General features: G+C 43.8%; 1 protein-coding gene, 6 tRNA genes and 6 rRNA genes. All 13 read right to left on the bottom strand.

Translation table 11 applies throughout. The features are described 5' to 3' along the window. Window positions 1-30: 30 nt before the first annotated feature. A complete protein-coding gene (locus OLM51_RS05175) occupies window positions 31-594 on the bottom strand; it encodes a Crp/Fnr family transcriptional regulator (protein WP_264553318.1) in 564 nt (187 codons plus the stop codon). A gap of 188 nt (window positions 595-782) precedes the next feature. Then, window positions 783-868 (bottom strand) — tRNA-Leu (locus OLM51_RS05170). A 6-nt stretch (window positions 869-874) separates the two neighbouring features. Then, window positions 875-947 (bottom strand) — tRNA-Phe (locus OLM51_RS05165). Window positions 948-1,021: 74 nt separating this feature from the next. Beyond that, window positions 1,022-1,131 (bottom strand): 5S ribosomal RNA (gene rrf, locus OLM51_RS05160). A 169-nt stretch (window positions 1,132-1,300) separates the two neighbouring features. Continuing rightward, window positions 1,301-4,181 (bottom strand): 23S ribosomal RNA (locus tag OLM51_RS05155). A gap of 203 nt (window positions 4,182-4,384) precedes the next feature. Further along, a tRNA-Ala gene (locus OLM51_RS05150) sits at window positions 4,385-4,458 on the bottom strand. A 92-nt stretch (window positions 4,459-4,550) separates the two neighbouring features. Continuing rightward, window positions 4,551-4,624, bottom strand: a tRNA-Ile gene (locus tag OLM51_RS05145). Window positions 4,625-4,749: 125 nt separating this feature from the next. Further along, a 16S ribosomal RNA gene (locus OLM51_RS05140) occupies window positions 4,750-6,263 on the bottom strand. Together the 16S, 23S and 5S rRNA genes with 4 tRNA genes alongside form the textbook arrangement of a ribosomal RNA operon. Window positions 6,264-8,368: 2,105 nt before the next feature. Then, window positions 8,369-8,478, bottom strand: a 5S ribosomal RNA gene (rrf, locus tag OLM51_RS05135). A gap of 169 nt (window positions 8,479-8,647) precedes the next feature. Further along, window positions 8,648-11,528, bottom strand: a 23S ribosomal RNA gene (locus OLM51_RS05130). A gap of 203 nt (window positions 11,529-11,731) precedes the next feature. Then, window positions 11,732-11,805: transfer RNA gene (locus OLM51_RS05125), tRNA-Ala, on the bottom strand. A gap of 92 nt (window positions 11,806-11,897) precedes the next feature. Beyond that, window positions 11,898-11,971 (bottom strand) — tRNA-Ile (locus OLM51_RS05120). 125 nt (window positions 11,972-12,096) lie between these two features. Beyond that, window positions 12,097-13,610, bottom strand: a 16S ribosomal RNA gene (locus tag OLM51_RS05115). Window positions 13,611-14,133 lie beyond the last annotated feature (523 nt).

Below are 14,133 nucleotides of genomic sequence, written 5' to 3'. Positions count from 1 at the left end.
AAAAAGAAAAATTTATTATTTGACCTAATGTCAAATAATACTAGCCCGAATTCGACTCAATGTTTCCTGACTTACTCCAATTAAAGAAGCAATATGTTTCAACTTAGCCTTTTGAATAATTTGAGGAAACGATTCTAATAGAAATAGATACTTTTTCTCAGCCGTCATTACACGAAATAAATGATGAAATTCATTTATTTTAGAAAGATAATGTCGAAGCTGCTTCAGGTGAAATTTTAAAAATAAAGGATATTCCAATAAAAGCTGTTCATCATTGTAAGACAACGAATAGACAACTGTTTCCTCGCAGGCCTGAAAAATTTCAAAAGAAGGTCTTTGTTCAAAAAAGCTGCTCATAGAAGTTACAAATTGATTATCGGTATAAATCCACTTGGTAACTTCTTCTTCATTTTCAAAACAAAATCTTCGAATAACACCAGATTTAACAAAATAAACCTTTTTACAAATTTTGCCTTCTTCAATGATCAATTCGTTTTTTTCAAATTTTTCCACAATAAAAAATCTTTGAATAGCTGCTTCAGTTTCACTATCCAACTTTTGAAAACCATTTATAACGTCAATAAGCTTCTTCATAATACTACTATCAAAATAAATTAATCACCAATTTAAAGAAAAGAACCGCAACAAAAACACTCGAGGCACAAATATTAAAAACAACTTCTTAAAACCTCTAAAAAACGCTTTTAAAGTTTAAGTTTAATAAGCAACTGACTTTACCGCAAAAAAAAACTTCAATTAGCGAAGCCAATTGAAGTTTTTAGTACTCAGAGCGGGACTTGAACCCGCACGAACATTGCTGTTCACTGGATTTTAAGTCCAGCGTGTCTACCAATTTCACCATCCGAGCATGATGTGGTACCTCCAGGGATCGAACCAGGGACACATGGATTTTCAGTCCATTGCTCTACCATCTGAGCTAAGGTACCAAATATTTATATCACTATAAATACAAAAATTTTAATAAAAAACCCTCTATCAATTGATAAAGGGTTTTTTAAAAGAAAGGCGACGACATACTCTCCCACATAACTGCAGTACCATCTGCGCAGGCGGGCTTAACTACTCTGTTCGGGATGGGAAGAGGTGAGCCCCGCCGCAATAACCACCTTAAGGTCATTGTTGGCGGTTGTTGGTTTATGGTTGTTGGTGTTTCCACGGGCTACCAACCATCAACTGTCAACTGCAGCTTCGCTGCAAATATCTTAACATACTGAGATAAAGAAACATAAAAGTATTTAGAAAGTTTCCTCCCGAGAGCTTTCGCTCTCGGGAAAAGGGTGTACATAAGCTTACGGATTATTAGTACTACTCGACTATGACATTACTGCCTTTACATCTATAGCCTATCAACGTGGTCATCTTCCACGATCCTTAAAAGAAATCTCATCTTGTGGTGGGTTTCGCGCTTATATGCTTTCAGCGCTTATCCCTTCCAAACGTAGCTACTCTGCGGTGCCCCTGGCGGGACAACAGATACACTAGAGGTTTGTCCAATTCGGTCCTCTCGTACTAGAATCAGATCCACTCAAATTTCTAACGCCCACAGTAGATAGAGACCGAACTGTCTCACGACGTTCTGAACCCAGCTCGCGTGCCACTTTAATGGGCGAACAGCCCAACCCTTGGGACCTTCTCCAGCCCCAGGATGTGACGAGCCGACATCGAGGTGCCAAACCCCCCCGTCGATATGAGCTCTTGGGGGAGATCAGCCTGTTATCCCCGGCGTACCTTTTATCCTTTGAGCGATGGCCCTTCCATGCGGAACCACCGGATCACTATGCTCTACTTTCGTACCTGATCGACCTGTATGTCTCTCAGTCAAGCTCCCTTATGCCATTGCACTCTACGCACGGTTACCAAGCGTACTGAGGGAACCTTTAGAAGCCTCCGTTACTCTTTTGGAGGCGACCACCCCAGTCAAACTACCCACCAAGCAATGTCCCCCACAACGCGGGGTTAGGCCTCAGATAAACAAAGGGTTGTATTTCAACAATGACTCCACAACGCCTGGCGACGCCACTTCACAGTCTCCAACCTATCCTACACATCATTTATCCAAGGTCAATACTAAGCTATAGTAAAGGTGCACAGGGTCTTTTCGTCCCACTGCGGGTAAACGGCATCTTCACCGTTACTACAATTTCACCGAGCTCATGGCTGAGACAGTGTCCAGATCGTTACACCATTCGTGCAGGTCGGAACTTACCCGACAAGGAATTTCGCTACCTTAGGACCGTTATAGTTACGGCCGCCGTTTACTGGGGCTTCAATTCAATGCTTCTCCGAAGATAACATCTCCTCTTAACCTTCCAGCACCGGGCAGGTGTCAGGCCCTATACTTCATCTTACGATTTTGCAGAGCCCTGTGTTTTTGATAAACAGTCGCCTGGACCTCTTCACTGCGGCCAGCTTGCGCTGGCGACCTTTCTCCCGAAGTTACAGGTCTATTTTGCCTAATTCCTTAGCCATGAATCTCTCGAGCACCTTAGGATTCTCTCCTCAACTACCTGTGTCGGTTTACGGTACTGGTACTAATTACCTGAAGTTTAGAGGTTTTTCTTGGAAGCCCTTAGGCGCACTATCTCTTTGTCCGAAGACTCCGAGTACTATCGTATTTCCCCAAAAGATGTGGATTTGCCTGCATCTCTTATAGGTAGGTACTTCAACGAACTATTCCGTCAGTTCGCGGCGCTTTCATCACTCCGTCACCCCATCACAGTAATTAGTAGTACGGGAATATTAACCCGTTAGCCATCGACTGTCCCTTTCGGGTTCGCCTTAGGACCAGACTAACCCACAGCTGATTAGCATAGCTGTGGAAACCTTAGTTTTTCGGTGTGCGGGTTTCTCGCCCGCATTATCGTTACTTATGCCTACATTTTCTTTTCTAACCAGTCCAGCATACCTTACGATACACCTTCAACCCTGTTAGAATGCTCCCCTACCACTTACAGTCAGACTGTAAATCCATAGCTTCGGTAATATGTTTATGCCCGATTATTATCCATGCTCGTCCGCTCGACTAGTGAGCTGTTACGCACTCTTTAAATGAATGGCTGCTTCCAAGCCAACATCCTAGCTGTCTGGGCAGACAAACCTCGTTCTTTCAACTTAACATATATTTGGGGACCTTAGCTGATGGTCTGGGTTCTTTCCCTCTCGGACTTGGACCTTAGCACCCAAGCCCTCACTGCTGTGAAACATTATATAGCATTCGGAGTTTGTCAGGAATTGGTAGGCGGTGAAGCCCCCGCATCCAATCAGTAGCTCTACCTCTATATAACTATCATCAGCGCTGCACCTAAATGCATTTCGGGGAGTACGAGCTATTTCCGAGTTTGATTGGCCTTTCACCCCTACCCACAGGTCATCCGAAGACTTTTCAACGTCAACCGGTTCGGTCCTCCACTGTGTGTTACCACAGCTTCAACCTGCCCATGGGTAGATCACACGGTTTCGCGTCTAACACTACTGACTAAAGCGCCCTATTCAGACTCGCTTTCGCTACGGATCCGTGACTTAATCACTTATCCTTGCCAGCAACGTTAACTCGTAGGCTCATTATGCAAAAGGCACGCCGTCACCCCACGAAAGGGCTCCGACCGCTTGTAAGCGTATGGTTTCAGGATCTATTTCACTCCGTTATTCACGGTTCTTTTCACCTTTCCCTCACGGTACTGGTTCACTATCGGTCTCTCAGGAGTATTTAGCCTTAGCGGATGGTCCCGCCAAATTCAGACAGGGTTTCACGTGCCCCGCCCTACTCAGGATACCACTATCCTTTACACTCATTACCTATACGGGACTATCACCCTCTATGGTTCTACTTTCCAGTAGATTCTAATTCTTTGTGCAAGAAATGTCGTGGTCCTACAACCCCAGCACTGCCGTAACAGCACTGGTTTGGGCTAATCCGCGTTCGCTCGCCACTACTTACGGAATCACTTTTGTTTTCTTCTCCTCCGCCTACTTAGATGTTTCAGTTCAGCGGGTTTGCCCACCTATCGGTGTACTATGTCTTCAACATAGTGGGTTGCCCCATTCGGATATCTGCGGATCAATCGATGTGTGCTCGTCCCCGCAGCTTTTCGCAGCTTATCACGTCCTTCTTCGCCTCTGAGAGCCTAGGCATCCCCCATACGCCCTTATTTTGCTTATTGTACCAATCATAAATTTAATTATGACCGTTTTTTTTTGTCTTTTATTATTTGTATTACTACTAATAACAAAAAACGCTTTCTACTTTTTATTATTTTCTTATCTCAATATGTCAATGAACTTTATTTAGTCGAAGGTCAAAAGTCAAAAGTCGTCAAGTGAATCACTTTGGACTTTATGACTTTAATCTTTATGACTAAAATCGTGGAGAATAACGGAGTCGAACCGTTGACCTCCTGCGTGCAAGGCAGGCGCTCTAGCCAGCTGAGCTAATCCCCCATTTTCTTAGTGATGAGTTATTAGTTATGAGTTATGAATTATTGCTCATAAGGTCTCAACCTCTAAAATTTCCTTTGTTTTAAGTTAAATAGTAGTCCCGGGCAGACTCGAACTGCCGACCCCTACATTATCAGTGTAGTACTCTAACCAGCTGAGCTACGAGACTCTGTTTTACTTAATTTTCATTATTTTTAAATTAACAGCAAGAGTAATTGAATTTTAATATTCAGATCCATTCGATTCACATCTTTTTTCCTCAACGTGTGCAAGCACTAACATTCGAGGCTCTAGAAAGGAGGTGTTCCAGCCGCACCTTCCGGTACGGCTACCTTGTTACGACTTAGCCCTAGTTACCAGTTTTACCCTAGGCAGCTCCTTGCGGTCACCGACTTCAGGCACCCCCAGCTTCCATGGCTTGACGGGCGGTGTGTACAAGGCCCGGGAACGTATTCACCGGATCATGGCTGATATCCGATTACTAGCGATTCCAGCTTCACGGAGTCGAGTTGCAGACTCCGATCCGAACTGTGACCGGTTTTATAGATTCGCTCCTGGTCGCCCAGTGGCTGCTCTCTGTACCGGCCATTGTAGCACGTGTGTAGCCCAAGGCGTAAGGGCCGTGATGATTTGACGTCATCCCCACCTTCCTCACAGTTTGCACTGGCAGTCTTGTTAGAGTTCCCGACATGACTCGCTGGCAACTAACAACAGGGGTTGCGCTCGTTATAGGACTTAACCTGACACCTCACGGCACGAGCTGACGACAACCATGCAGCACCTTGTAAATTGTCTTGCGAAAGATCTGTTTCCAAACCGGTCAATCTACATTTAAGCCTTGGTAAGGTTCCTCGCGTATCATCGAATTAAACCACATGCTCCACCGCTTGTGCGGGCCCCCGTCAATTCCTTTGAGTTTCATTCTTGCGAACGTACTCCCCAGGTGGGATACTTATCACTTTCGCTTAGCCACTGAAATTGCTCCCAACAGCTAGTATCCATCGTTTACGGCGTGGACTACCAGGGTATCTAATCCTGTTCGCTACCCACGCTTTCGTCCATCAGCGTCAATCCATTAGTAGTAACCTGCCTTCGCAATTGGTATTCCATGTAATCTCTAAGCATTTCACCGCTACACTACATATTCTAGTTACTTCCTAATAATTCAAGTTTAGCAGTATCAATGGCCGTTCCACCGTTGAGCGATGGGCTTTCACCACTGACTTACTAAACCGCCTACGGACCCTTTAAACCCAATGATTCCGGATAACGCTTGGATCCTCCGTATTACCGCGGCTGCTGGCACGGAGTTAGCCGATCCTTATTCTTACGATACCGTCAAGCTCCTACACGTAGGAGTGTTTCTTCTCGTACAAAAGCAGTTTACAATCCATAGGACCGTCATCCTGCACGCGGCATGGCTGGATCAGGCTTGCGCCCATTGTCCAATATTCCTCACTGCTGCCTCCCGTAGGAGTCTGGTCCGTGTCTCAGTACCAGTGTGGGGGATCTCCCTCTCAGGACCCCTACCCATCGTTGCCTTGGTAAGCCGTTACCTTACCAACTAGCTAATGGGACGCATGCTCATCTTTTACCGTTGTGACTTTAATAGTGACTTCATGCGAAGTTGCTATGCTATGAGGTATTAATCCAAATTTCTCTGGGCTATCCCTCTGTAAAAGGTAGATTGCATACGCGTTACGCACCCGTGCGCCGGTCTCTATATCCGAAGACATATACCCCTCGACTTGCATGTGTTAAGCCTGCCGCTAGCGTTCATCCTGAGCCAGGATCAAACTCTTCATCGTATATTTTTTATATTATATTGCGATGTATTATCTAGTGGTTCTTTTCGAATCTCTCAATTCTATTACTCTTATTCTTTTGTTCCGATTTTCATCGGAACGGCTGTCAATTCAATATGTCTACGAACGTGTATTTCTTTTTGTTTCGCTTGTCTCTCAAAGCGGGTGCAAAAGTAGAAAACTTATTTCTAACTGGCAAATGTTTTTTGAAGTTTTTTTTTGAAAATTTCTTTCCATTTTATACTTCCCAATTTACCAATCTGTCAATGAACTTTCCGTATTTTGCGGGGTGCAAATGTAACATCCGTTTTTAAATCTCACAAGCTTTTTCTAATCTTTTTTTCGAAAATTTCTTTCCGTTTGTTTTAGTAGCTTGTCAGTATTTCAGGGAACGTTTGTCGTTGTTGCGGGTGCAAAAGTAGAACCTTTATCCGCATTTACAATACTTTTTAACCACTTTTTTTGCCCTTTTTTAATCCTTTTTCTTAATGCTCTGATAACACATGCTTTACAAATTGTATTTTTTCTATTATGTGTAAGGTTTTTCTTGTTTTAGCTGTGGTTTTGGTAATTTTTGCCTGTTTTGCCCATCCCCTTTTGATGAGTTTTCATGTTTTTTAATCCTTATCCTCGCTTTTTTCTATCTTTTTATCTCCTTCTTATACCAGCTAATCCTGTAATCGCTTCTCAAAACAATCCACATAGCCCCGATAGTAGTGGAAATCCTTTTATTTTGGCGTTCTAAATAAAAGATTGCCGCCGATAGCAGCATTAAACTCCTTATTAAATTCAATCGTCAGACTCTATTTGCAAGACATAATAATTCCGAATTTGGTTAGCCAATTTTCTATGTCTATATATTACTATGCACATCCAAAAAACAAACCCGACAGGTTTTAGAAAACTGTCGGGTTATAACTACTATTTGCTCTTAATATATAGCTGAGAATACTTTTTCCCCACAGCCTTAACCTTCTCTTCCCACCAATCCATCACATCATCACAATTAATAGATTTACTATCTTCTAATTTGCCACATATCCAGACTCGAATACTTGCCAAAGAATTACCCCAATCAAACATCCCCATTTACTTCATAAGACACATATTCCACCTAAAGCTTATGATAAATAAATTAGCCGCAACATTAGCGACAAACACTATGAAACCCTTTTTCAAAACACACATTAAACTATAGGTCGTGATTCCCATTTAGCAATCAATCATCTTTACTAAAATCTTACCTTACTTTCTTGAGGTTCTTTTCTTAATCCCTCTTTCTAATCGTTATTAAGATAATCTTCTATAACATTAAAAGATTTCTTCTTCTTACTATTCGTTTCCAAATCTACCATTTCCTTGTTTAAGACTAATAAACAATCTGCCGCCAGCTTTACATAAGATAAACCACATTCACTCTGTTTTAAAAAATCAAAAATTGCCTTTTCAATTCAGTATTTGGTTTTTCTTTAGTAATAACGATTTTTGAAAACTTTAAAGCATCACCCAAAATGAAATTCCTTTCGATTAACACATAACTTAAAAACAAAATATTAATCCTATTTATTCAACTAACAGTATCTCGAATTGATTCATGTCGTTCTCTTTATTCCTATTAACAAAAACTGTGACCGAAAAAGCCTAATTCTTCAAAATCAAAAGACATAACGTCCATCCATTTTGAAATCCAGTTTTAAGGATAATTCAAAAAAACATTAAAAACAAAAACTCCATCCAAACCGGATAGCGTTTTTCAAAAGAAAGACAACACTCTCCGGTAGCAATCGGAGTTCCCATAAAATACAGCAATCAAAAAATTTCACAAAATACCCCTATACAATTTGGATAGTTTTTTTTTCAAAAGAAAGGCAACGCTTCTTGATAGCTATCGAAGCTACCACAAAATACAGCAATCATAAATTTTACAAAACAAAAAACCCTATCCGATTTGGATAGGGTTTTTCAAAAGACTTGAGGCCTTTTGGCCGAACTGGCGAAGCAAAGGCGACGACCCCCGATAGCTATCGGGGCTCCCACATAATTGCAGTACCATTAAAAAATGTTGTAAAACAAAAAACCCTCTATCAATTGATAAAGGGTTTTTAAAAGAAAGGCGACGACATACTCTCCCACATAACTGCAGTACCATCTGCGCAGGCGGGCTTAACTACTCTGTTCGGGATGGGAAGAGGTGAGCCCCGCCGCAATAACCACCTTAAGGTCATTGTTGGCGGTTGTTGGTTTATGGTTGTTGGTGTTTCCACGGGCTACCAACCATCAACTGTCAACTGCAGCTTCGCTGCAAATATCTTAACATACTGAGATAAAGAAACATAAAAGTATTTAGAAAGTTTCCTCCCGAGAGCTTTCGCTCTCGGGAAAAGGGTGTACATAAGCTTACGGATTATTAGTACTACTCGACTATGACATTACTGCCTTTACATCTATAGCCTATCAACGTGGTCATCTTCCACGATCCTTAAAAGAAATCTCATCTTGTGGTGGGTTTCGCGCTTATATGCTTTCAGCGCTTATCCCTTCCAAACGTAGCTACTCTGCGGTGCCCCTGGCGGGACAACAGATACACTAGAGGTTTGTCCAATTCGGTCCTCTCGTACTAGAATCAGATCCACTCAAATTTCTAACGCCCACAGTAGATAGAGACCGAACTGTCTCACGACGTTCTGAACCCAGCTCGCGTGCCACTTTAATGGGCGAACAGCCCAACCCTTGGGACCTTCTCCAGCCCCAGGATGTGACGAGCCGACATCGAGGTGCCAAACCCCCCCGTCGATATGAGCTCTTGGGGGAGATCAGCCTGTTATCCCCGGCGTACCTTTTATCCTTTGAGCGATGGCCCTTCCATGCGGAACCACCGGATCACTATGCTCTACTTTCGTACCTGATCGACCTGTATGTCTCTCAGTCAAGCTCCCTTATGCCATTGCACTCTACGCACGGTTACCAAGCGTACTGAGGGAACCTTTAGAAGCCTCCGTTACTCTTTTGGAGGCGACCACCCCAGTCAAACTACCCACCAAGCAATGTCCCCCACAACGCGGGGTTAGGCCTCAGATAAACAAAGGGTTGTATTTCAACAATGACTCCACAACGCCTGGCGACGCCACTTCACAGTCTCCAACCTATCCTACACATCATTTATCCAAGGTCAATACTAAGCTATAGTAAAGGTGCACAGGGTCTTTTCGTCCCACTGCGGGTAAACGGCATCTTCACCGTTACTACAATTTCACCGAGCTCATGGCTGAGACAGTGTCCAGATCGTTACACCATTCGTGCAGGTCGGAACTTACCCGACAAGGAATTTCGCTACCTTAGGACCGTTATAGTTACGGCCGCCGTTTACTGGGGCTTCAATTCAATGCTTCTCCGAAGATAACATCTCCTCTTAACCTTCCAGCACCGGGCAGGTGTCAGGCCCTATACTTCATCTTACGATTTTGCAGAGCCCTGTGTTTTTGATAAACAGTCGCCTGGACCTCTTCACTGCGGCCAGCTTGCGCTGGCGACCTTTCTCCCGAAGTTACAGGTCTATTTTGCCTAATTCCTTAGCCATGAATCTCTCGAGCACCTTAGGATTCTCTCCTCAACTACCTGTGTCGGTTTACGGTACTGGTACTAATTACCTGAAGTTTAGAGGTTTTTCTTGGAAGCCCTTAGGCGCACTATCTCTTTGTCCGAAGACTCCGAGTACTATCGTATTTCCCCAAAAGATGTGGATTTGCCTGCATCTCTTATAGGTAGGTACTTCAACGAACTATTCCGTCAGTTCGCGGCGCTTTCATCACTCCGTCACCCCATCACAGTAATTAGTAGTACGGGAATATTAACCCGTTAGCCATCGACTGTCCCTTTCGGGTTCGCCTTAGGACCAGACTAACCCACAGCTGATTAGCATAGCTGTGGAAACCTTAGTTTTTCGGTGTGCGGGTTTCTCGCCCGCATTATCGTTACTTATGCCTACATTTTCTTTTCTAACCAGTCCAGCATACCTTACGATACACCTTCAACCCTGTTAGAATGCTCCCCTACCACTTACAGTCAGACTGTAAATCCATAGCTTCGGTAATATGTTTATGCCCGATTATTATCCATGCTCGTCCGCTCGACTAGTGAGCTGTTACGCACTCTTTAAATGAATGGCTGCTTCCAAGCCAACATCCTAGCTGTCTGGGCAGACAAACCTCGTTCTTTCAACTTAACATATATTTGGGGACCTTAGCTGATGGTCTGGGTTCTTTCCCTCTCGGACTTGGACCTTAGCACCCAAGCCCTCACTGCTGTGAAACATTATATAGCATTCGGAGTTTGTCAGGAATTGGTAGGCGGTGAAGCCCCCGCATCCAATCAGTAGCTCTACCTCTATATAACTATCATCAGCGCTGCACCTAAATGCATTTCGGGGAGTACGAGCTATTTCCGAGTTTGATTGGCCTTTCACCCCTACCCACAGGTCATCCGAAGACTTTTCAACGTCAACCGGTTCGGTCCTCCACTGTGTGTTACCACAGCTTCAACCTGCCCATGGGTAGATCACACGGTTTCGCGTCTAACACTACTGACTAAAGCGCCCTATTCAGACTCGCTTTCGCTACGGATCCGTGACTTAATCACTTATCCTTGCCAGCAACGTTAACTCGTAGGCTCATTATGCAAAAGGCACGCCGTCACCCCACGAAAGGGCTCCGACCGCTTGTAAGCGTATGGTTTCAGGATCTATTTCACTCCGTTATTCACGGTTCTTTTCACCTTTCCCTCACGGTACTGGTTCACTATCGGTCTCTCAGGAGTATTTAGCCTTAGCGGATGGTCCCGCCAAATTCAGACAGGGTTTCACGTGCCCCGCCCTACTCAGGATACCACTATCCTTTACACTCATTACCTATACGGGACTATCACCCTCTATGGTTCTACTTTCCAGTAGATTCTAATTCTTTGTGCAAGAAATGTCGTGGTCCTACAACCCCAGCACTGCCGTAACAGCACTGGTTTGGGCTAATCCGCGTTCGCTCGCCACTACTTACGGAATCACTTTTGTTTTCTTCTCCTCCGCCTACTTAGATGTTTCAGTTCAGCGGGTTTGCCCACCTATCGGTGTACTATGTCTTCAACATAGTGGGTTGCCCCATTCGGATATCTGCGGATCAATCGATGTGTGCTCGTCCCCGCAGCTTTTCGCAGCTTATCACGTCCTTCTTCGCCTCTGAGAGCCTAGGCATCCCCCATACGCCCTTATTTTGCTTATTGTACCAATCATAAATTTAATTATGACCGTTTTTTTTTGTCTTTTATTATTTGTATTACTACTAATAACAAAAAACGCTTTCTACTTTTTATTATTTTCTTATCTCAATATGTCAATGAACTTTATTTAGTCGAAGGTCAAAAGTCAAAAGTCGTCAAGTGAATCACTTTGGACTTTATGACTTTAATCTTTATGACTAAAATCGTGGAGAATAACGGAGTCGAACCGTTGACCTCCTGCGTGCAAGGCAGGCGCTCTAGCCAGCTGAGCTAATCCCCCATTTTCTTAGTGATGAGTTATTAGTTATGAGTTATGAATTATTGCTCATAAGGTCTCAACCTCTAAAATTTCCTTTGTTTTAAGTTAAATAGTAGTCCCGGGCAGACTCGAACTGCCGACCCCTACATTATCAGTGTAGTACTCTAACCAGCTGAGCTACGAGACTCTGTTTTACTTAATTTTCATTATTTTTAAATTAACAGCAAGAGTAATTGAATTTTAATATTCAGATCCATTCGATTCACATCTTTTTTCCTCAACGTGTGCAAGCACTAACATTCGAGGCTCTAGAAAGGAGGTGTTCCAGCCGCACCTTCCGGTACGGCTACCTTGTTACGACTTAGCCCTAGTTACCAGTTTTACCCTAGGCAGCTCCTTGCGGTCACCGACTTCAGGCACCCCCAGCTTCCATGGCTTGACGGGCGGTGTGTACAAGGCCCGGGAACGTATTCACCGGATCATGGCTGATATCCGATTACTAGCGATTCCAGCTTCACGGAGTCGAGTTGCAGACTCCGATCCGAACTGTGACCGGTTTTATAGATTCGCTCCTGGTCGCCCAGTGGCTGCTCTCTGTACCGGCCATTGTAGCACGTGTGTAGCCCAAGGCGTAAGGGCCGTGATGATTTGACGTCATCCCCACCTTCCTCACAGTTTGCACTGGCAGTCTTGTTAGAGTTCCCGACATGACTCGCTGGCAACTAACAACAGGGGTTGCGCTCGTTATAGGACTTAACCTGACACCTCACGGCACGAGCTGACGACAACCATGCAGCACCTTGTAAATTGTCTTGCGAAAGATCTGTTTCCAAACCGGTCAATCTACATTTAAGCCTTGGTAAGGTTCCTCGCGTATCATCGAATTAAACCACATGCTCCACCGCTTGTGCGGGCCCCCGTCAATTCCTTTGAGTTTCATTCTTGCGAACGTACTCCCCAGGTGGGATACTTATCACTTTCGCTTAGCCACTGAAATTGCTCCCAACAGCTAGTATCCATCGTTTACGGCGTGGACTACCAGAGTATCTAATCCTGTTCGCTACCCACGCTTTCGTCCATCAGCGTCAATCCATTAGTAGTAACCTGCCTTCGCAATTGGTATTCCATGTAATCTCTAAGCATTTCACCGCTACACTACATATTCTAGTTACTTCCTAATAATTCAAGTTTAGCAGTATCAATGGCCGTTCCACCGTTGAGCGATGGGCTTTCACCACTGACTTACTAAACCGCCTACGGACCCTTTAAACCCAATGATTCCGGATAACGCTTGGATCCTCCGTATTACCGCGGCTGCTGGCACGGAGTTAGCCGATCCTTATTCTTACGATACCGTCAAGCTCCTACACGTAGGAGTGTTTCTTCTCGTACAAAAGCAGTTTACAATCCATAGGACCGTCATCCTGCACGCGGCATGGCTGGATCAGGCTTGCGCCCATTGTCCAATATTCCTCACTGCTGCCTCCCGTAGGAGTCTGGTCCGTGTCTCAGTACCAGTGTGGGGGATCTCCCTCTCAGGACCCCTACCCATCGTTGCCTTGGTAAGCCGTTACCTTACCAACTAGCTAATGGGACGCATGCTCATCTTTTACCGTTGTGACTTTAATAGTGACTTCATGCGAAGTTGCTATGCTATGAGGTATTAATCCAAATTTCTCTGGGCTATCCCTCTGTAAAAGGTAGATTGCATACGCGTTACGCACCCGTGCGCCGGTCTCTATATCCGAAGACATATACCCCTCGACTTGCATGTGTTAAGCCTGCCGCTAGCGTTCATCCTGAGCCAGGATCAAACTCTTCATCGTATATTTTTTATATTATATTGCGATGTATTATCTAGTGGTTCTTTTCGAATCTCTCAATTCTATTACTCTTATTCTTTTGTTCCGATTTTCATCGGAACGGCTGTCAATTCAATATGTCTACGAACGTGTATTTCTTTTTGTTTCGCTTGTCTCTCAAAGCGGGTGCAAAAGTAGAAAACTTATTTCTAACTGGCAAATGTTTTTTGAAGTTTTTTTTGAAAATTTCTTTCCATTTTATACTTCCCAATTTACCAATCTGTCAATGAACTTTCCGTATTTTGCGGGGTGCAAATGTAACATCCGTTTTTAAATCTCACAAGCTTTTTCTAATCTTTTTTTCGAAAATTTCTTTCCGTTTGTTTTAGTAGCTTGTCAGTATTTCAGGGAACGTTTGTCGTTGTTGCGGGTGCAAAAGTAGAACCTTTATCCGCATTTACAATACTTTTTAACCACTTTTTTTCGCCCTTTTTTTATCCTTTTTCTTAATACTCTGATAACACATACTTTACAAATCATACTTTTT

Origin of the sequence: Flavobacterium sp. N2038, assembly GCF_025947185.1 — a bacterium.
Lineage (GTDB): Bacteria > Bacteroidota > Bacteroidia > Flavobacteriales > Flavobacteriaceae > Flavobacterium.
Note: the sequence above shows the minus strand (reverse complement) of the source record. Positions and strands in the feature narration are given on the sequence as shown.

What these genes read in the sequence shown, in the direction of transcription:
- OLM51_RS05175 (WP_264553318.1), bottom strand. Translation starts at nt 594, where the DNA reads ATGAAGAAGCTTATTGACGTTATAAATGGTTTTCAAAAGTTGGATAGT.